Source organism: Uliginosibacterium sp. sgz301328 (assembly GCF_041807905.1).
Classification (GTDB): Bacteria; Pseudomonadota; Gammaproteobacteria; order Burkholderiales; family Rhodocyclaceae; genus JBGVSA01.
In genome coordinates, this window is record NZ_JBGVSA010000015.1 from 70,100 (window position 1) to 90,045 (window position 19,946).

The window sequence follows — 19,946 nt, forward strand, 5'->3', positions numbered from 1 at the left end:
TCCACATTTGGCAGGAATGTGCATGAGTAGCCTGTGCATCATCTTCGACAACGACGGCACCTTGGTGGACAGCGAGCGCCTGGGCTGCCAAGCGTTCGCCGAACTGCTGCCGGAGCTTGGCGAGCCGGTCGACGTACTAGTCGAACGTTATCGCGGCAAACGCTTGGCCCACGTGCTCGATGATATGGGGCAGCGCATTGGCCGCACGCTGAGCGTCGCGGAATTCGAACCCGCATTCCGCGCTCGGACGGCGGAACTTTTCCGTACCGAACTCGCATGCATGCCTGGCGTGCGCGAGATGCTGCCGCGCCTGCGATATCCCTACTGCCTGGCCTCGAATGGCCCACGCATCAAGATCGAACAGACACTGCACGCCACAGGGCTGACCAATTTTTTCGGCGACCGGATATTCAGCGCCTATGAAGTCGGCCATTGGAAGCCCGACCCGGGTCTGTTCTTGCACGCTGCGCGCGCAATGGGCTTCACGCCAGATCAATGCCTTGTCGTCGAAGACAGCCCGACCGGCCTGCTGGCAGCGCAGGCCGCAGGAATGACCGGCCTTTTCTACACGAATGGCGAGCCCTACGATGGCACAGGAATTCGGTTCGACCACATGGACGAACTGCCGGGGTTGATCGACCGTATTGCCGCAGAACGCGACCGCGCGCAGAAATAACCGGCAACGACCAGCGATGGCGCCGCCCGAAGGTGCGTCGAAAAAAACAAAGGGCCAAATCACAAGACTTGGCCCTTTGCGGTATTGGCGCACCCGGAGCGATTCGAACGCCCGACCGCCCGGTTCGTAGCCGGGTACTCTATCCAGCTGAGCTACGGGTGCAGAGCCAATGATTATAGGCGATATTCCGTATTAAGCAAGCCTTTTCTCACAGCAGCACCGATCTCGTCGGGAAAAAGGTGCTGAATGGCGTGGGTCGCAACGGTAAGGCGATCACCTTCCCCATTCACACGGCTGAATGATGGCGACCCAGTTGCTGTCGTGCGTGGCCTGCCTGGCAGCGCAACACAATGAACACGGTCGATGCACCTGAAATCGGCGGACAACACAGGTTCGCGCCGCCAGAAAGCAAAAAGGCTCGACCTTTCGGTCGAGCCTCGGAATATGGCGCACTCGGAGCGATTCGAACGCCCGACCGCCCGGTTCGTAGCCGGGTACTCTATCCAGCTGAGCTACGAGTGCATAGTGCGATTATATCGCAAGCGGCTCCGGGATAGAACCCATCACCTTCTTCTTGTTGCTCTTTGGCGGAGAGAGAGGGATTCGAACCCTCGATACGAGTTTTAGCCCGTATGCTCCCTTAGCAGGGGAGTGCCTTCGACCTCTCGGCCATCTCTCCAAAAGAGCGCGCATGTTAGCCGCAGCGCGCCCTATCGTCAATGCCAATCAGGAGCCGACCTGATCCAATTCGAACGCCTTGTGCAGAACGCGCACGGCCAGTTCGAGATACTTCTCGTCGATGGCAACCGAGATCTTGATTTCGGACGTCGAAATCATCTGGATGTTGATGCCTTCTTCTGCCAGCGTGCGGAACATCTTGCTGGCGATACCCACATGCGAACGCATGCCGACGCCGACCACCGAGACCTTGGCCATCGAGCGATCACCACGGATTTCGCGCGCGCCGACGTGCTTCTTGACGTTCTCGAGGATCGCCACCGCACGCTCCATGTCGTTGCGATTGACGGTGAAGGAGAAGTCCGTCGTGCCATCCACGCCGACGTTCTGGATGATCATGTCGACGTCGATGTTGGCTTCGGCCACCGGACCGAGAATCTGGTAGGCGATGCCCGGACGATCTGGCACGCCCAGCACCGTCAGCTTGGCCTCGTCGCGGTTGAACGCGATGCCGGAAATGATCGGTTGTTCCATCTTGATGTCATCCTCAAAAGTGATCAGCGTGCCTTCACCCCCATCCTGGAAGCTGGACAGCACGCGCAGCCGGACCTTGTACTTGCCGGCGAATTCGACTGAACGGATCTGCAGCACCTTGGAGCCGAGACTGGCCATCTCGAGCATTTCTTCAAAGGTGATGTAGTCGAGTTTGCGGGCTTCCGGCACGACGCGCGGGTCGGTCGTGTAGACGCCGTCGACGTCGGTGTAGATCTGGCATTCGTCGGCACGCAGGGCTGCGGCGAGCGCCACACCCGTCGTATCGGAACCCCCACGGCCGAGCGTCGTGATGTTGCCCGCCTCGTCCACGCCCTGGAAACCAGCGACCACCACGACGCAACCGTCGTCCAGATCCTTGCGCATGCGTTCTTCGTCAATCTTGAGAATGCGTGCACGGGTAAACGAGCTGTCAGTCAGGATACGGACCTGGGCGCCGGTGTAGCTGCGAGCGGGTACGCCCTGCTCCTTGAGCGCCATGCACAGCAGGCCGATCGTGACCTGCTCACCCGTCGACACCACCACGTCCAGCTCGCGCGGGTCGGGTTGGGGCTGGACTTCCTTGGCCAGCGCAATCAGCCGATTGGTCTCGCCACTCATGGCCGACACGACAATCACCAGTTGATGCCCCTGCTCGCGCGCCTGGGCCACACGCCGGGCGACGTTCTTGATGCGCTCCGGGTTGCCGACCGAGGTGCCGCCGTACTTCTGAACTATCAGCGCCATCTTGCGTTCGATTACATCTAAGTAGGACAAACCGCCATTTTACCGCATTACGGGTGCGCTTTCCGAGCCGCCATTCCGTCTGGGCGTCCGCAAAGTGCTTGAATTGCAAATGGATGTTTCCGAGAGACCATTTCCACAGACTGAGGAAACGGCTGAAGGAACGATTTGCGATAGCAGCCTGTCGGTGCATGTACACCATTGCGATAGAACAATCGCAGTGCTTCGCCTCAGTAATCTGGCTATGCCACACGGGCGAAGTCGTGACATTGGCATACCTTTGGACGACATGACGTTTGGTAAAAATTGGCAACTTGCAGCAACTGCCGGGGCGGACTAAAACCCTCATGGGAGAAGACTTCCGATGGGTATCAGGACTGACCGGGGAGCGCCCGGGCTTGTCTTGTATGTTGCTCAAATATTGATCTATACTGAATCGTTTCTATAACTAAAGTTATAGTCTTCATGCTCCGACAACGGCATGCCGTTCGGATGCCAGAATACGTAACAGCGCCCCTCAGCGTCAGCGGGGGCAGATGTGGTGTTTGGCAAGGAGTGTTCAACGCATACTATGTAAAAAGGGCAGACAACCATGAAAACAGTCGACGTCGATGTCCGCGAGATCCGTCGCAAGCTCGGGATGAACCAGTCCCAGTTCTGGTCAAAAATCGGTGTAACGCAGAGCGGTGGCTCGCGTTATGAAAGTGGCCGCAATATCCCGCGCCCCGTTCAAGCGTTGCTACGCCTTGTCCACATTGAGCAGATCGATATCAGCAAGCTGCGTAAGGACGACTTTGAAATCCTCGACTACCTGAAGAGCCATAACTCCGAGCTCTACAAGTCGCTGAAAAAAGAAGCCAAGGCAAAAAAGAAAGAGAAGTAACCAGTCTGCCCTGCAGGCCCGGCTCAGCCGGGCCTGTTCGTTTCTATCGGTATCTTTGTGGCGGATTGGTGCCCGTGCCCTGCTGTTCGCGCGCAGGGGCGCGTAGAATGTGCCACCCCGGGCAGCCGCCCAGACCGACGCCATCTTCCCCGTGCTGATTACCCGCCGCCTCGAATTCGATGCAGGACATCGGATTCCCGATCACCGTAGCCTGTGCCGCCACATGCACGGGCACCGTTACGTCCTTGAAGCGACTGTCGCGGGCGATGTGACTTTGCGCGATGGCGATCCGCGCAATGGCATGGTGGTCGACTTTTCCGAGGTGAAGTCAGTCCTCAAGGATTACGTCGTCGGCGTATGGGATCACGCGTTTCTCGTGTACGAAGGCGACACGGTCGTGCGTGAGATGCTCAAGGCGCTCCCCGATCACCGTACCGTCGTGTTACCGGTGGTGCCCACGGCGGAAAACCTGGCAGCCGAGGCGTTCCGAATTCTGGCGCCCCGCATTGCCGAACTCTGCGACAAGCGCCTCACGCTAGAGAGCATCCGTCTGTACGAAACGCCCAACTGCTGGGCCGACGCCACCCGGGCGCAATTTGAATCCCCGCCGGGCGCAACCATTAACGATTGATGTCCGGATCGGCGTAACAGGCCAACCCGGTGCGCTCCGTACGTTCGGCCCTTCCGCTCACGGCTTGAGTGCCTCGCACTGACTCTGGATGGCGTCGCAGCGCGCGCAACTATCCTGCGCCTGCTGATTGATCTGGTTAAGTCCCGCCATATTTACCGAACTCGGTTTGATCAGGCCGGCGATGCCGCCGATCAAGCCTCCGCCCGCCTTGGTCAGGCAATCCGTCGAGCACTGCTCGTAGCGCGCTGTGCATTGGTCGTACGCGACCTGGCGCTGCTGACGCTGACGGTCCTGCTCGGCCTGGTAGCGCTGGTTCTGATCCTGTTGGCGCTGCTGTTCGAGCTTGAGCCGCTGAGCGTCGTTCTCGGCCTTGCGGACCTCTGCCTCGGCACGGGCCCGGTCCTGCTCTGCCTGCATCGCATCGACCTTCTGCTGCTCGATCTGACGGTCAAGTTTGTCCTGCACGGCGGGCATGCGCGCGGCAGCCAGATCGAAGAATTTGCTCTTCGGGAATTTCTCGACGATGGTGCGATAGGCATCCAGGGCCCAGTCATAGCGGCGGGCCTGCTCCTGGCGGCTGGCGTATGTAAACAGCTTGTCGGCCGGCGCCCCCGCCACCATGCGAACGTGTTCCTCCTTCGCACGAGCAGCGTCGGCGCGCGCTTTATCGCGCTCGGCCCAGGCCGCTACGATTTCCGCACGCCGGGCATTCCAGTCCGCATCGATCCGCCCCATGCGTGTGTCTGGCCATTCCGCATAACCGAATTCGGTGAGCTTCTGGCGGAACACAGCCACGCAGTCTTCGTAATTCGCGCAATTGGCGAGCGACCACCGGCCGTCGTCGCCCGAGACAACGACGTAGTCACTGAAGCCCCGGACCTGCCGGGTCTCGGCGTCCGGCCACGATGACCATCCGCGGGTCGTCGGGTTGTAGCGCGCAAGGTATACAGCGCGAATGCGCCTGTTGCGATCGCCGTCGGCAACCAGGTATGCCGCACGCTCGCGGTTATCGGTCTGGTTCTGGCGATAGATGCCGCGAAGCGCGCCCCCTTCGTAGTAACTGACCGAGAAAGCATCGTCCGACGTGAAGCTCTTGTTGTAGAACTCGCCTAGCACTGCCTGCTCGACGCTGTAGCCCACCGTACCACCGGGCGCCGCATTGCCGGCGGCATCGAACGAGCGGGACTCAAAACGCCCCGCCATCCGCCCCGCCACCCAAAAGCCCGTGTACTCAGAGCGGCCTTTGGGCGTGACGTAGCTGAGCGTGCCGGCGCCTTCCGCCAAGCCCCCTTCGCACTTGCCAGCCCATCGGATGGTCTCTTCGGGCGCCGGATACGGATTCCAGGCCTTGCAGCCGGTCAAGGGATCGACACTGAAAACCCCGGCGGCATTGGCCACGGGCGATGAAGCGGCAAATACCAGGCCGCAGACAGCAACGGCGAGCAGGTGCTTCGAGTACATGGCGAGTTCTCTTCATGGGTATAACGGCGCGATCCTGAACAATGCCGCGCCTGCGCACTTTAGCGGCGCGGGCGGGGATTTTCTTGAAGGCTGATCGCTGCCGCTGCCAACCCGATCACGGTCGCGGACGTTTGGACGGACGAAGCCATTTGGGCGATAATTGCAAACTTTGCGATCCAGCTTGACCCGGATCAATATCAGTTGGCGCCGCTCCCGCGGCACTGCTTCGACATATCTAGAGGAAACACCATGACTTCGCTGATCAAGGTTCCCGCCGGCGGCCAGAAAATCATTCCCGGCCAGTCGCTCCCCGACAACCCCATCATTCCGTTCATCGAGGGCGACGGTATCGGCGTGGACATCACCCCGGTGATGATCAAGGTGATCGACGCAGCCGTGGAAAAGGCCTACGGCGGTAAAAAGAAGATCCACTGGATGGAAGTCTACGCGGGCGAGAAGTCGGTCAAGCTGTACGGCGAAAACGAATGGTTCCCGGCCGAGACCTTCCAGGCACTGAAGGACTACTCCATCTCGATCAAGGGCCCGATGACCACGCCGGTTGGCGGCGGCATCCGTTCGCTGAACGTCGCCCTGCGCCAGGAACTGGACCTGTACCAATGCGTGCGCCCGGTGCGTTACTTCACCGGCGTGCCCTCGCCGCTCAAGCGCCCGGACCTGGTCGACATGGTGATCTTCCGTGAGAACACCGAAGACATCTACGCCGGGGTGGAATGGCAAGCCGGCTCCGAGCAGGCCAACAAGGTAATCGCCTTCCTCAAGAACGAAATGGGCGTGAAGAAAATCCGCTTCACCGAAGACTGCGGCATCGGCGTCAAGCCGGTTTCCAAGCAAGGTACGGAGCGCCTGGTCCGCGCGGCCATCCAGTACGCCATCGACAACGATCGCAAGAGCGTGACGATCGTGCACAAGGGCAACATCATGAAGTTCACCGAAGGCGCCTTCCGCGACTTCGGCTATGCCCTGGCCAAGAACGAATTCGGCGCAGTCGAGATCGACGGCGGCCCGTGGTGCAAGTTCACGAACCCCAAGACGGGTCGTGAAATCATCGTCAAGGACGCCATCGCCGACGCATTCCTGCAGCAGATCCTGCTGCGTCCGGCCGAATACGACGTCATCGCCACGCTGAACCTGAACGGCGACTACATCTCCGACGCACTGGCCGCGCAGGTCGGCGGCATCGGCATCGCCCCGGGCGCGAACATCTCCGACCAGTACGCCTGCTTCGAAGCCACTCACGGCACGGCGCCGAAGTACGCTGGCAAGGACTACGTGAACCCCGGTTCGCTGATCCTGTCGGCCGAAATGATGCTGCGTCACATGGGCTGGACCGAAGCCGCCGACCTCGTCATCAAGGGTATGGAAAAGGCCATCGCCGCCAAGACCGTGACCTACGACTTTGCCCGCCTGATGGACGGTGCGACCGAAGTGAAGTGCTCTGCCTTCGGCGACGCGATGATCTCGCACATGTAATACCGCAGCGAGCCTGCCGAAAAGAAATGGCCTCCTTCGGGAGGCCATTTTTCTTGTGTGCGTGCCAGTCGATGTCCGACAAGAGCGGGGCAATCGGGTGACTATACTCTACGGGGCTTATCACCCCGGAAGACTCGCCCATGGCAGCACATTCCTCGCAGGGTCTGTCACGATTGCCGGCGCGCGCCGCGTGCATCGCGGCACTCTTCTGCATGCTGGCAGGCTGCTCCAGCGAGCCTAGGCAGAAAGAAATCCACGGCGAGCCGTTCTCTTCCGGCGAACTCGTACAAAGCGACTCCAACCGCGTGGCCAACCTCGCCATGCGCGACAACCTCGCAAGCCTTTCACTGATCCTCGAAAAGCTCTATCGACGCAACCCGGCCCAATGGCGAAAAACGGGGGCAACTTCGCTCGAAGAATCGCGCAATCGGGTAATGACGGCGATCCTGTCAAATGCCGCATTGCCCGGCGTGGACAAGCGTTCGGTTGCAGCGCTCCCGCTGGCTTTCGACCCGGCATTCGCGGGCGACCGGCCCGGCACGCTGATCTATGCGCTCGGCACCATGCTCGTCGAGCTATACGGCGGGCGGACTGAGCTCTATCTGATCCACGGACTGGACGCACAGCAGTTGGCGAATGCGTCGCACAACATCGAAGTCGCCGTATGGATGCTGTCCACCAAGCGAGACCCTCAAGGCAACCTGTTACTGCTGTCGAACGAAATCGGCCCGGATGCACGCAATCTGTCGTTCGAGCGGGAGTTCGGCCGCATCATGGGCCGGCTCGAACTTCTGGCCGCCATGACGGATGAAAAATACCGCCGCTCAGCGATCGACTACGTACAAGGCCTGCTCGGCGCACCGCTCATGCAGTTCATACCGCTGGGGGCGGTGGCACAGTAGCGTTGGAGCGCTCGACTCAAATGCTCTCAGCAGACAGGGACCCAGTAACAGTCCGTGCCGTCGCAATACCAAACAAGTATGCAATCGTTAGATGCCGCCGTGAGCACAGATTCTGCAGCCACCGCGGTAGGGGCGGACGACGCAACGAATGCAAGGAACAGCGAGGCAGCAATGGAACGGATAGCCGTCATGTGAAGATCCTTCGGTTAATGACTATACAGAGCCCTACCAGCGGGCGCTGACGCGCAACGAATAGCTGCGTCCCGGTAGAAACTCGGGGGGATGAGTACTTCCGGTCGCAGTACTGTCCTGAAACTGGAAGTCACGATCGAACAGATTGTTGATGGCAAACTCCCACCAGTAACGATCACCATCAATGCTCTGGCGCACACTCACATTGGTCACCCAGAAATTGTCGGACCATAGCGAATTGGAGTAATTGGACCATCCGAGAACATCCTGTCGCACCTGACGCACTTCAACCGAAGACGAAAATCCCGCCCCCAAACGAACCCACGCTCTGAGCGGGATCTGCTGTGTCCTGATGCGCATCGGCGTGGCGACACCATTGGTTGCTTTTTCGTCAAACGCAAGCGGCCTGTGCACTGAGTCGTAACGCCATTCTGCCGTCAACGCCAGCCACTCCAACGGCGCCCACGACGCATAGGCGCGATGCGCTCGCTCCGGCCAATATGCCGTGCATTCCGCACCTGGGCATCCCATTCCTGGCACGTGCACACTGCGCGCCGACAATTCGACGCCCGCCTTGGCCGTAGTTCCGAAACGTTGGTCTGCGGCGATCACATACCGCGTCGAGACGGTCCCCGAAGAATCCTCCGGCGCGTCGGTAAAGCCATTAAATGTCGCCGGACGCAGGCTTTGCTGAAGCGTGGAGAAAGAGGCCACGCTTCGATAGCCGGCCGCTCTCAATGTCAGCCCCGACGGCATGGCGTACGAAACACCAAGCTTGGGGCTCCATTTCCCCAGTCGGAAATTGCCGCTCGACTCCATCTGGTCGTACGAGGCGCCACCAAAAAGCGTCCAACCATCGCCATAGCGGCCCTGCCAAATTGCATAGGCATTATCGTGTCGCCCAAACCCCATGGAAGACGACGACGTCAGCAGGCGATGGCCGGGATTAATGTAGATGACGTAGCCCTGTGACCCGGTTTCGTTGTAGGTGCCGCCGCCGGCTTGAACGCTTTGCGTTTCCCATGCGTGCAGATACTGCAACTCGGCGACCCGGGCGTTGGTGCGCCCCTCCCCTTCGGACTGGAAAGTGGTCACTTTGTTTATTGGCTGCACCTTGATGAAGTCTGACGGCGCATGTGTGAAAGCAGCATTCCCGAGCCATTGTTCATTGGGCGACACGTCATACCGGAAGCCGGCCTGACCTACGTCGTAGGTGGTATTCCGGTGTGTTTGCGTCGAACCTGCCAGATTCGGCGCAAGCGCCTGGATCAGATCGCCGCTGCTGCGCTCCTGCTGCCGGATCTGACCGTAGATGGTCAGCTTGGACGTGAGCTGCTGCTGGATGTCGATCTGTGCCGCGCGTGTGCGGAAGTCGCTCCCCTCGCGCCAGCCGTCCGTGCGATAGTCAAAATAGCCCGCCGATATCTGGCCTGTCTGCCACGCGTGCGAAGCGAGGAGGCTGCCGCCAATGGTGCCGTTGTTGCCACCAATGGCTGACACGGAGAAGTGATTCGGCTGACGTTCGAACAGATCCGAGGTCTCTTCCGTCGACAGCGCGCGGGGCCCATCCAGGATCGGCAGGCCGGGAACGTAATACTGCGGCGGTAGTGGCCATTGGCCAGGACGCTGGCGCAACTGCGCCTGCAGCAGCGAGGACATGCGCGCGAATTCAGACTGTCCTTCATTGGCCAACGCGCTTGCGAGGAAGTGATGCGCAGCACCACTTTGCGGGTCCCGCGTCACGGCGTCCGCCGCTGCGCGCTGCATCGCCCCGTACCAGCCCATCATCTCGTACGATCTGGACATGTTCGCTTCGCGCGTTGCGCTGTCCTGGCCAATCAACGAGGCCGGTCGCAGCACCGTACGGTTGCCGTTGCGGCGTTGGGCCTCCTCGGCCGCCTGGATGGCGCCCACGGGGTCGTTGGCGTCCTGCCGGCGCAATGCTTCGAAATACCAGGGCGTCGGACTGAGCGGATCAAGCCTGCGTGCCAGATCGTTCTGCGCGACGGCTTCATCCATGCGATCGGCGTCGGCGTATGAGCGCGCCAGATAGGCACGCAGTTCCGCGTTGCCAGGATCGAGCGTCACGGCCACTTCGAGATCACGGCGCCCGTCGTCGTTCTGGCCAAGGCGGATACGCGCCATGGCTCGTCCATACCAGGCCAGCGGTTCAGCGGCGTTATGTTCGATTGCAGTATTGAAGAGCGCCAGCGCCGCATCGGCGTCACCCTTGGCCAGCGCAATAAATCCCTTCAAGGCCTGGGCGCGGGGCAGGTCCGGCTCCAGCGCGATGGCCTTGTCGAGCGATGCCTGGGCCTCGTCCGGCGCGGACATGACAACCTCGATTTCTGCACGGCGCGCCCAGGCCAGAGCGTCCGACGGATTCAGTTCGGTTGCCAGACGCGCTTCAGTCAGCGCCTTCGACAGATCGCGCTGCGACTGCCATGCGTACGAAAGCGCCAAGCGTGCCGTTGACGACTTCGCATCCAGCGCGACGGCGCGGCTTGCGTACTCCATGGCCTCCGCAGCCTGATTGCGCGCCACACTGATGATCGCCATGAGTGCTGCGGCGTTGGCGTCCTTCTGTGGATCGAGCACGCTGATGATGTCGCGCGCTTCGTCAAAGCGGCCGATGGCCAACAGCATGTTGGCTCGATATGCGCGCGCTGCAGGCGAAGCAACCGACCCCGCCGGCTCGAGAACGGCGGCAGCCATCTGATAATTGCCGGTCAGACCCTGGGACTGGGCCAGTTGGGCGTCCTCTCGCTGCGCTGCAGGCATTGCATCCAGCGCTGCGGGTGAGATCGACACGATCTGCGGATAGTGGATCGCCCACCGAACCGATTGGTCGGGTCGGATTTCGATTGGCAGCGGCGCCATGTCGCGCGCGCCGTCGGCACCCACACCGGCAGCGACGAGCGCTTCGCCGGTTGAGGACAATGCCTGCACACGGCCTTCTGTGACACTCACCTGGCAGACATCCTGGATGAGGGAAGAACCCTGTTGCGGCGGCCCCGAAGAAATCGGCGGAACCGTGTACGACGAATTTTCGCCAACGCAGACTGGTGCGGCATTCGTCAACGCAACGGTGGCGCGGCTCCCGTCACGGGTGGCAATCACATCACCGGCACACAGCGTCGTCTGCGGTGAGATCTGCAACCATTCGGTACTACCCGCGCGTAACAGGACGACGTGCCCCTGCATGGCGGCGAGTCTTCCTGCCGCCGTGACACAAGCGTCTGCCGCAAATGCGCCAGAAGAACAAACCATCAGTACCGCAACAGCGATACGACGGGCCGGCCATTGGGGGCCACCCGGAAAAAAGAGATTCAACATCAATGTCCCGCGCTACGCTGCAGAGCAGCAAGCGCAAACTTTGTAAGTATTATTGACCAAGGACCGCATGGCACCAGAAGCCCCTGTAACAGTCAAGGTCCGTGAAGAAAGTGTTGAATTTTCAATACGGCCAGACGGGCAGAATCTTGAACCCAAAATGGCCGGGCCTTGCGCTAGCGGAAGACAATTGTGTAATTGAGATCCAGAGCGTTGTCTGTGCCGGCGCGCGCGATCAGCGACAGATAGCGCGTGAGCGTGTAGGTCAGCCGCACCACACTCTCGGTACCGATGAAATTCTGCTCGAACGACAGATGCGCACGTGGCGAAATACGCTTGCCCAGCACCAGGACCTGGTTGGCCGAGTCGGTAGAGGCGCCGACACTGGAGCCCAGTCCGGTCGCGTTGCTCGCCACCTGGCTCTGCAACGGCCGCTCCGTACTCGAAGACTGCGACAAATTGATGTCGTCCAGTCCCAGACCATGAAGAATCTTCTCGATTGGCCCCTCGCCGCCTTCCCCGCCCATTGCCGCGCCCGCGACCGAGAGCAGCAAGCCGGCGTCGCCGGTGCCCGGATCGCTGGCGCGTCCGAGTAGCATCCAGGAGAGTTTTTCCGATTCCGGCACGTTGGGACGGGACACCAGCCGCACGCGCGGCGAACGCGCAGTCCCCGTGATCTCGACGCCCGCTTCCACCTGCAAGCCCGTACGAAGTGCCACCACGTTCAAGCCCGGATTGTCGATCGGCCCCTGGAAGTTCACCACCCCGCGGTCAATGGCAAGGCGCTGCCCGAAGCCTTCGTAGACGCCATCGCGCGCTCGGATCGACCCGGTTGCGCGCATCGGCTCCCCTGCGACCAGCCGCAGGCGCAGGACGCCGTCAAGGAACGTGTTGATGCCATAGGCCCGCAAGATGAACTGGTCGCCAAAGTCGAACGCCACCTCGGCATTGAGCCTCATCCCGCGTTCCTCGCGCTGGCGACCGCGCACGACCACATCGTCCGACAAAGACGGCGCATTAGCCCGGGGCGCTCCCACGAAACCGCCGTCCGCCCGCAGTTTTGCATTGAGGTTGAAGCTGTCCCAGCCCGTATCGATGGTCGTCGTTCCGGACAACAGAATCCATTGGTTCGGCTGTTGTGCCACGCCGACCCGATCGACGTCGATCCGGAATGCGCCTTTGCCGGTCGCCAGTTGCAGCGCGCCGGTGCCGTTGATGCCGCCGGGCCGATTGAGGTTCAACACGCGCAACCGCGCGTCCGGTGCCGGAACCTGGTTCTGCGACGTAAAACGAAGGCTCTCCAGCTTGACCTGACTGGCGTCGAACGAGAGCAGCAGCGAACCGTCGGTCAAGCGCATGCCCTGATCCGCAAGGCCGATCTCCAGCTTGTCGCCCTTGAGATTGCCTTCACCCCTCGGCTCGGCCGGCGTACCCAGCACGTTGAATTGCCCGTTCAGGCTGCCGGCCGTGCGCAGGTTCGGATCGATGAAGGGTCCGACCCAGTCGAGCGCCGGGATGGTCACATGGCCCACGCCGACCAGTGGCATCTGGTCGTCGAGCTGAATACGGCTTCCGCTGCCACGTGTCGCCGCCGACCCGACCAGCGTGATGTTTCCCAATCGCGTGCCGTTGGCCAGCGCATTGAAAGTGAGCCGATTGTCCTGCAGGGCAAGCGTCGCCTCGAGGGAATCTACGCCCAGGGCCACCGGGGTATCCCCCTGGAGAATGATGTCGCCCCCTTCGCGGAACACTTTGATCAATCCCGTCGAGTTGTCGCTCAGAGACACGTCCCAACTGCCGCCGAGCTTGAGCGTGCGTGCGCGTCGTCGTTCGGAGCGCGGTGTGCGCGAGCCATCATCCGGCTCGACCAGACCGATCTCGACTCCCGAGATACTGCCCCGCGCGATGACCTTGTGGGGACTCCATTCCGTCTGAGTCAGTTGGACACTGCCGTTCTGAGCCTTCAGCCGTGCCGCGGCCAGCACGACATGCGTTGCCGATGCCGTCAGATCGACGGGCCCTGCCAGCGCGAACGTCACCGGGCCGCTCGCTTCGAACTGTTCGAGCTTTCCCTTGAACATGCCATCCACAAAGCCGCCGCGCGTGCGCAACTGCATCTTCTCGTCGCGCATCAGGTCGGCAGCAAGGCTGAAAGTGTGCGCCTTGCGCAGGCCGTCGATGCTGGCCGTGGCGCTCCGCAGATAGGGCTCATCATTGGCGCCCACGCGTACCGAGCCGACATCGAGCTTGCCCTGGAAGATGCCATCGAGCCCGTCCTGCATGCTCGCCGTCAACGTACCGCGATCAATGCGTACCGCGCCCGGCAGCACGAGGTTCTGGACCTGTGCCTGAACCTTCCCGGATGGATTTTCCAACGAACCGCCAAGCGTTCCCTCGATGGTCGCCACACCGCCCAGACCTTCGCCGAGGCGATTGAGATGGCGCGCGTCGAGGCTGTACTGCAGCAAGTCTCCGGCACGGCCGAAAGCGCCCTTCAGGAGCAGCGTGTTTTCCAGCACATTGATATTGAGGTCGGCATCGACGATGCGCCCTGGCGCAGCGGCCACACGACCACCACCACTCAGCGCTCGACCTGCAAGGCGGCTGTCGCCCAGATCGATCTCCGCCCTGGCCTGCCACGTCGGCGAGACTTGCCCGTTCAGCGCAAACTTGATGTTCAGGTCGCCCTGCGGCGCCGTCGTCACCCATTGCCGGGGATCGAAATGCGCCGTTGTCCCCTGCACCGAGAACTGTTGCGTACCACGCAGAGCCATCTGCCCACTGACGGCAACGGCCGACGTACCGTGCGCCAGTTCCGCACGCGACAGGCGCAGCACACCGGCACGCTGTTCGCCCTGGGCCGTCAGGCGGAAACGATCGGACGTGAGGCGCACATTGAAGGTCTGGTCGTCGCTGCGCGCCACCGCGCTGGCGTCACCCGACACGCGCATCGGAGCAAGCGTCGAATAAATGCGGCTTGGGTCTACGTTGCTCAATTGGAGGCGACCTTCGATGCGCCCCATGACGTCGTCCTTGGCAGGCCGCCAGGAAACGACGCCGGACACCACGCCCCGGCCCGGCACTTCGATACGCAGGCGATCTGCCGTCAGCAGCCCCGCCGACCATGTCAGCGCGCTGGTCAGCCGCTCGACGGGAATGCGCCCATGATCGGCGCCGCCCGGCTCTTTGTTCGCGATGTCGATCGGCCCCGCAACCCGCCACGCCGCTACCCCCGTCGCCGTGGCGGCCGGATCGATGCTCGGCGTCAGATCGGCGGAGATATCGAGCCGTGCGTGCGGAGCCTGCGGGTGGAATGAAGCCGGATCGAGATTGCGGAACGACAGACGGGCACGTTGCAGCGGCACAGGTTCGAAGGGCTGCGCGGCGATATCGGCATCGCCTTCGACACCGTCGCCTTCGACGCGGGCGACCACGTGCGGCTGCAGAAGCGTCCCCTCTGCCCTGGCGTTGACCGTCATCGCTCGGGCGTCGAGCGTACCGGCGAGCGTCGCCTGAACCAGCAGCGGAAATGGCGACACGGTCCCCATGCGCGCATTGCCGGTCACGCGCCCGGCCGGCGTCGTGACGGCAAGCTGGTCCACGATGTGACGCTCGGCGTCGCTATCCACCTGCCCGACGATGTCGGTCAACTTGAGATAGGGGTCGGGCTGCGTTTGCGTATCGACAAGCTGACCAATGGTGAGCGTGCCGACTTTGACTTCCTGCGCGTGAATGGCGACCGGCAACAGCACGTCGCGCGGCGCGCCGGTGGACGGCGTCGCTGGCTCGCTCGGCGCGGTCCGGATATCGAGGCTGCCCACACGCAACCATTGCAGCTGGATGTCGGCAGACAACAGGGGCGGCAGTCGCCAACTGACGTCAGCGTTCGTCGCAACGAGCCGGAAATGCGCCAGCCTCAGTTCGAAACGGTCGACCTGCCACTGGTCCAGCAAGCGCCCTTTCCAGCCGTCGACCTTGAAGATGCCGCCCAAGACATTCGACGCCATGTTGAGCCCGACACGACCGCCGGTCTCGGTGCCAACCACCCATGCGAGTGCAGCGCAGGCGAGCAATACGATCGCCACGCAGGTGACGAGCGCATGACGAAGCCAGCGCCACGGTCGGAATCGCCGGGGCGCTGGCGTGGGGGTTTTTGGCGTTTCTTCTTGCGAGGGTTCGGTCGAGGGCTCTTCGCTCACCCGCGGCCTCCATCCATGTTGGGGCTGTCGAGCGAGTATGGCGCAAAACGCGCGCGGCGCCGATGCCTGGCGTCAGCCCTCAACCAAACAACGCGGCCAGTTGAGCACCGGGATCTTCGGCGCGCATGAAGGCTTCGCCGACCAGGAAGGCATTGACGCCGTTCCCGCGCATGCGCTGCACGTCTTCGCGGCCGAGAATGCCGCTTTCCGTCACCACCACACGATCATCCGGGATGCGCGAAAGCTGGCCAAGCGTGGTATCGAGCGTAACTTCGAATGTGCGCAGGTTACGGTTGTTGATGCCCACCAATGGCGTGGCCAGCTCCAGCGCAATATCCAGTTCGTCGGCGTCATGCACTTCCACCAGTACGGCCATACCCAGGTCGTGAGCCAGCGACTCCAGATCGCGCAGACCCGCCTGCGCGGCGCGTGCCGCGGACAGGCCCACCACGCCTTCGGGCGGCAGGAATGCGGCAACGATCAGCAGGATGCAATCAGCCCCCATCGCACGCGCTTCAAAGACCTGATAGCCGTCGACCAGAAAGTCCTTGCGCAGCACCGGCAATGCGCAGGCATCGCGCGCAGCACGCAGGTAGTCCGGCGAGCCCTGGAAGTAATCGCGATCGGTGAGCACCGACAAGCAGGCTGCGCCGCCACGCTCGTACGACGCGGCAATGTCGGCAGGACGGAAGTCTTCGCGCAGGACGCCCTTGGACGGGCTGGCCTTTTTGACTTCGGCGATCACCGCTGCGCAGTCCGCGTCGATCTTGCTGCGGATGGCGCCGACGAAATCGCGCGGCGCGGCACCGCCTCGCGCACGTTTGACGATGGCTTCGCGCGAAATCTCGCGCTCGGCGATCTCGATCTCGCGACGCTTGGTGGCGAGGATTTTTTGCAGGATGTCAGACATGTCTATTCCCTCGCCCCTTACGCCCTGGCGAACGATTGCGTCTTGGCGACGAACTGTTCGAGCTTGGCCCGTGCCGCGCCCGAGGCGATGACTTCGCGTGCGCGCGCCACACCGTCGCCGATACTGTCCGCCACATTGGCGGCATACAGCGCCGTGCCCGCATTGAGCACAACGATTTCGCGCGCCGTGCCGGCCACGTTGTCGAGCGCCCCGATGAGCAGGCCCTTGGACTCATTGGCATCGGCCACACGGATCTGGCGCGTAGAGGCCATCTGGATACCGAAGTCTTCCGGGTGCACTTCATATTCGCGCACCTCCCCGTCCTTCAGTTCTCCGACCATCGTGCCGGCGCCGAGCGACACTTCGTCGAGTCCGTCCCGGCCATACACAACGATGGCATGCTGCGCGCCCATGCGCTGCATGACGCGCACCTGGATGCCGACGAGGTCTTCGTGGAACACGCCCATCAGAATGTTCGGCGCGCCCGCCGGATTGGTGAGCGGACCAAGAATGTTGAACATGGTGCGCACGCCCATTTCGCGACGCACCGGGGCCACGTTCTTCATGGCCGGATGATGATTGGGCGCGAACATGAAACCGATGCCGACTTCTTCAATGCATTCGGCCACCTGCTCCGGCGACAGCATGATATTGACGCCGAGCGCTTCGAGTACATCGGCGCTGCCCGACTTGGAGCTGACGCTGCGGCCACCGTGCTTGGCGATGCGCGCTCCGGCTGCTGCGGCAACGAACATCGACGCAGTCGAAATATTGAAAGTCTGCGCGCCGTCACCACCCGTGCCGACGATGTCGACAAAGTTGGACAACTTGTCAGCGGGCACGTCGACCTTGTTGGCGAAAGCGCGCATCACACCGGCGGCGGCGGCGATCTCACCGATGGTTTCTTTCTTCACGCGCAGGCCGGTCAGGATGGCGGCAGTCAGCGTGGGCGAGACCTCGCCCGACATGATCTGTCGCATCAGATCGGTCATCTCTTCGTGAAAAATCTCGCGGTGTTCGATCACGCGCTGCAATGCTTCTTGGGGAGTCATGTCCGGCGCCTCAGTTATTCAGGAAGTTACGCAGCAAATCGTGACCACCTTCGGTCATGATCGATTCGGGATGGAACTGCACCCCCTCGATGGCCAGCGTCTTGTGGCGCACGCCCATGATCTCGCCGTCTTCGGTCCAGGCCGTGACTTCGAGGCAATCCGGCAAAGTCTCGCGGCGGATAGCGAGCGAGTGGTAGCGCGTCGCCGTAAATGGGTTGGGCAGACCCTTGAATATGCCGACATCATGGTGATGAATCGGCGAAGTCTTGCCGTGCATGAGCTGCTTGGCGTGCACGATCTCGCCGCCAAACGCCGCACCGATACTCTGATGCCCAAGGCAGACGCCGAGGATCGGCAGCTTGCCGGCAAAGTGGCGAATCAGTTCGATCGAAATGCCGGCTTCGGCCGGCGAGCACGGTCCGGGCGACACCACGATCCGCTCGGGGCGCATGGCCTCGATCTGCTCGATGGTGATCTGGTCGTTGCGATGCACACGTACATCGGCCCCCAGCTCGCCGAGGTATTGCACGATGTTGTAGGTAAAACTGTCGTAGTTATCCAGCATGAACAGCATGGCGCGATTCCTTTTCAGTATCCGGATCAAACGGCGAAGCGGGTATCGAGCCCGCGCTCTGCAAGCTCGGCGGCGCGCATCTGTGCGCGGGCCTTGCTGAGCGTTTCCTGCCATTCGGTTTCGGGATCGGAATCGGCCACGATGCCGGCGCCTGCCTGCACGTGGAGCTCGCCGTTCTTGATGACGGCCGTGCGGATCGCGATGGCCACATCGAGATCGCCATCGAATCCAAGGTAGCCGACCGCGCCGGCGTACACACCACGCTTGAGCGGTTCGAGTTCATCGATGATCTGCATGGCGCGCACCTTCGGCGCGCCGGACACCGTGCCGGCCGGGAACGCGGCGCGCAGCACCTGCAGGGCGGCCGCGCGCTTGTCGGTGGACTCGGGCAGCACACCTTCAACGTTCGACACGATGTGCATGACGTGTGAATAGCGTTCAATGGTGAAGCGTTCGGTCACCTTGACGGTACCCGTGGCGGCCACGCGACCGACGTCGTTGCGGCCAAGGTCGAGCAGTTGCAGGTGCTCGGCGAGCTCCTTGCGATCAGCCAGCAGTTCGCGCTCGAGTGCCAGGTCTTCGTCATGCGTCGCACCGCGGCGGCGGGTGCCGGCGATGGGGCGTACGGTGACTTTCTGCTGTCCACCTTCTTCTTCCAGCTTGACGAGGATTTCGGGCGAAGCGCCGACGACGTGGAAGTCCTCGAAGTTGAAGAAGAACATGTACGGCGACGGGTTGAGCGCCCGCAGCGTGCGGTACAGCGCCATCGGGCTCGCCGCGAACGGCTTCTTCATGCGCTGCGAGAGCACGACCTGCATGATGTCGCCATCGACGATGTATTGCTTGGCGCGGCGGACGGCGTTCTTGAATTCTTCTTCGCCCGTGACCGACACCGCCGGTTGCGGCTCGACACTCACATCCTGCGGAATCTGCACCGGCTCGCGCAACTTGGCGACGAGCTCCTTGAGGCGACGTTGCGCGCGCTTGTAGGCGCCAGGCACTTCGGGCTCGGCGTATACCACCAGCGTCAGCTTGCCGGAGAGGTTGTCGACGATAGCGATCTCTTCGGACAGCAGGAGCAGCATGTCCGGCGTTTCGAGCGGGTCTTGCTCCGGCTGCGAGGCCGCCAGCTTGGGCTCGATGTAACGCACGGTGTCGTAGCCGAAGTAGCCAACCAGGCCACCACAGTAACGCGGCAGTCCGGCGCGCGGCGGAACCTTGATGCGCTGGGTGAATTCGCCGACGTAGGCCAGCGGATCGCCGTAGTCGCGACGCTCGACCAGACGATCGTTGGATACCAGCAATACCGAACGGCCGCGCACTTCGATCCGGGTATGCGCGCGCAGGCCGATGATGGAATAGCGCCCGAACTTCTCACCCCCCTGCACGGATTCGAGCAGGTACGTGTACGGTTCGTTGGCGAGCTTGAGGTAGATCGACAGCGGGGTGTCGAGGTCGGCGAAGGTTTCCAGCGTCAGGGGGATACGGTTGTAACCCTGCGCGGCCAGCGCCAGGAATTCGGCTTCGGTCATCGTGACTCCAATTGCTTGTTCGGGTGTGCAGGCGAACCTGCGGGGCGGCTGCTTAGCCGCGTGTGCGTTCAGTGGCGGACACGCCACGAGTACCCGATGCGCTGCCACGACACGGTGGCGCGATTCGGGAGGCACTCCTTCACGCGGAACAAGCTTG

13 protein-coding genes and 3 tRNA genes are annotated in these 19,946 nt (G+C 62.1%); 5 read left to right on the plus strand and 11 right to left on the minus strand.

Translation table 11 applies throughout. The annotated features are described in order from the left end of the window. Window positions 1–22: 22 nt before the first annotated feature. Window positions 23–676, plus strand: coding sequence for an HAD-IA family hydrolase (locus ACDA63_RS12825; protein ID WP_373663651.1), 654 nt, complete (start codon window positions 23–25; stop codon window positions 674–676). A gap of 85 nt (window positions 677–761) precedes the next feature. On the opposite strand, the gene ACDA63_RS12830 is transcribed toward ACDA63_RS12825, so the two are convergent. The 4 genes from ACDA63_RS12830 to ACDA63_RS12845 all read right to left on the minus strand — a co-directional run bounded on the left by ACDA63_RS12830 (window position 762) and on the right by ACDA63_RS12845 (window position 2,632). Beyond that, window positions 762–838, minus strand: a tRNA-Arg gene (locus ACDA63_RS12830). A gap of 283 nt (window positions 839–1,121) precedes the next feature. Next, window positions 1,122–1,198, minus strand: a tRNA-Arg gene (locus ACDA63_RS12835). 63 nt (window positions 1,199–1,261) lie between these two features. After that, window positions 1,262–1,355, minus strand: a tRNA-Ser gene (locus tag ACDA63_RS12840). A 47-nt stretch (window positions 1,356–1,402) separates the two neighbouring features. After that, window positions 1,403–2,632, minus strand: a complete 1,230-nt coding sequence (locus tag ACDA63_RS12845) for an aspartate kinase (protein ID WP_373663652.1) — start codon at window positions 2,630–2,632, stop codon at window positions 1,403–1,405. 589 nt (window positions 2,633–3,221) lie between these two features. Here ACDA63_RS12845 and ACDA63_RS12850 point away from each other — a divergent pair. Both ACDA63_RS12850 and ACDA63_RS12855 read left to right on the plus strand, forming a co-directional pair. Beyond that, window positions 3,222–3,512: a helix-turn-helix domain-containing protein gene (locus tag ACDA63_RS12850; RefSeq protein ID WP_373663653.1), complete on the plus strand. Its 291-nt coding sequence runs from the start codon at window positions 3,222–3,224 to the stop codon at window positions 3,510–3,512. Window positions 3,513–3,663: 151 nt separating this feature from the next. Further along, on the plus strand, window positions 3,664–4,143 hold the full coding sequence (locus ACDA63_RS12855) for a 6-pyruvoyl tetrahydropterin synthase family protein (RefSeq protein WP_373663684.1): 480 nt from the start codon (window positions 3,664–3,666) through the stop codon (window positions 4,141–4,143). Window positions 4,144–4,200: 57 nt separating this feature from the next. Here the strand turns inward: ACDA63_RS12855 and ACDA63_RS12860 are convergent, their stop codons facing one another. Then, window positions 4,201–5,604 (minus strand): hypothetical protein, encoded by a 1,404-nt coding sequence (locus ACDA63_RS12860; RefSeq protein WP_373663654.1) that lies wholly within the window; start codon window positions 5,602–5,604, stop codon window positions 4,201–4,203. A 249-nt stretch (window positions 5,605–5,853) separates the two neighbouring features. On the opposite strand from ACDA63_RS12860, the gene icd reads away from it, so the two are divergent. Further along, entirely contained in the window at window positions 5,854–7,095 is a 1,242-nt protein-coding gene (icd, locus tag ACDA63_RS12865; protein WP_373663655.1) for an NADP-dependent isocitrate dehydrogenase, read from the plus strand. 140 nt (window positions 7,096–7,235) lie between these two features. After that, on the plus strand, window positions 7,236–7,997 hold the full coding sequence (locus ACDA63_RS12870) for a hypothetical protein (RefSeq protein ID WP_373663656.1): 762 nt from the start codon (window positions 7,236–7,238) through the stop codon (window positions 7,995–7,997). A 225-nt stretch (window positions 7,998–8,222) separates the two neighbouring features. On the opposite strand, the gene ACDA63_RS12875 is transcribed toward ACDA63_RS12870, so the two are convergent. The 6 genes from ACDA63_RS12875 to trpE all read right to left on the minus strand — a co-directional run bounded on the left by ACDA63_RS12875 (window position 8,223) and on the right by trpE (window position 19,789). Beyond that, a complete protein-coding gene (locus ACDA63_RS12875; RefSeq protein ID WP_373663657.1) occupies window positions 8,223–10,733 on the minus strand; it encodes a hypothetical protein in 2,511 nt (836 codons plus the stop codon). Window positions 10,734–11,698: 965 nt separating this feature from the next. Continuing rightward, window positions 11,699–15,721 carry a translocation/assembly module TamB domain-containing protein gene (locus ACDA63_RS12880; RefSeq protein WP_373663658.1) on the minus strand — a complete coding sequence of 1,341 codons (4,023 nt, stop codon included), beginning with the start codon at window positions 15,719–15,721 and terminating at the stop codon, window positions 11,699–11,701. Window positions 15,722–15,800: 79 nt separating this feature from the next. Then, window positions 15,801–16,631: an indole-3-glycerol phosphate synthase TrpC gene (trpC, locus tag ACDA63_RS12885; protein WP_373663659.1), complete on the minus strand. Its 831-nt coding sequence runs from the start codon at window positions 16,629–16,631 to the stop codon at window positions 15,801–15,803. A gap of 17 nt (window positions 16,632–16,648) precedes the next feature. Beyond that, window positions 16,649–17,683 (minus strand): anthranilate phosphoribosyltransferase, encoded by a 1,035-nt coding sequence (gene trpD / locus ACDA63_RS12890; RefSeq protein ID WP_373663660.1) that lies wholly within the window; start codon window positions 17,681–17,683, stop codon window positions 16,649–16,651. Window positions 17,684–17,693: 10 nt separating this feature from the next. Next, window positions 17,694–18,257, minus strand: coding sequence for an aminodeoxychorismate/anthranilate synthase component II (locus tag ACDA63_RS12895; RefSeq protein WP_373663661.1), 564 nt, complete (start codon window positions 18,255–18,257; stop codon window positions 17,694–17,696). A gap of 26 nt (window positions 18,258–18,283) precedes the next feature. Then, window positions 18,284–19,789 (minus strand): anthranilate synthase component I, encoded by a 1,506-nt coding sequence (trpE, locus tag ACDA63_RS12900; protein WP_373663662.1) that lies wholly within the window; start codon window positions 19,787–19,789, stop codon window positions 18,284–18,286. Window positions 19,790–19,946: the final 157 nt, after the last annotated feature.

Excerpts from the sequence above, each read along its gene's own strand:
- ACDA63_RS12825 (WP_373663651.1), top strand. The coding sequence starts at position 23 with ATGAGTAGCCTGTGCATCATCTTCGACAACGACGGCACCTTGGTGGAC.
- ACDA63_RS12845 (WP_373663652.1), bottom strand. The coding sequence starts at position 2,632 with ATGGCGCTGATAGTTCAGAAGTACGGCGGCACCTCGGTCGGCAACCCG.
- ACDA63_RS12850 (WP_373663653.1), top strand. The coding sequence starts at position 3,222 with ATGAAAACAGTCGACGTCGATGTCCGCGAGATCCGTCGCAAGCTCGGG.
- ACDA63_RS12860 (WP_373663654.1), bottom strand. The coding sequence starts at position 5,604 with ATGTACTCGAAGCACCTGCTCGCCGTTGCTGTCTGCGGCCTGGTATTT.
- icd (WP_373663655.1), top strand. The coding sequence starts at position 5,854 with ATGACTTCGCTGATCAAGGTTCCCGCCGGCGGCCAGAAAATCATTCCC.
- ACDA63_RS12870 (WP_373663656.1), top strand. The coding sequence starts at position 7,236 with ATGGCAGCACATTCCTCGCAGGGTCTGTCACGATTGCCGGCGCGCGCC.
- trpC (WP_373663659.1), bottom strand. The coding sequence starts at position 16,631 with ATGTCTGACATCCTGCAAAAAATCCTCGCCACCAAGCGTCGCGAGATC.
- trpD (WP_373663660.1), bottom strand. The coding sequence starts at position 17,683 with ATGACTCCCCAAGAAGCATTGCAGCGCGTGATCGAACACCGCGAGATT.
- ACDA63_RS12895 (WP_373663661.1), bottom strand. The coding sequence starts at position 18,257 with ATGCTGTTCATGCTGGATAACTACGACAGTTTTACCTACAACATCGTG.
- trpE (WP_373663662.1), bottom strand. The coding sequence starts at position 19,789 with ATGACCGAAGCCGAATTCCTGGCGCTGGCCGCGCAGGGTTACAACCGT.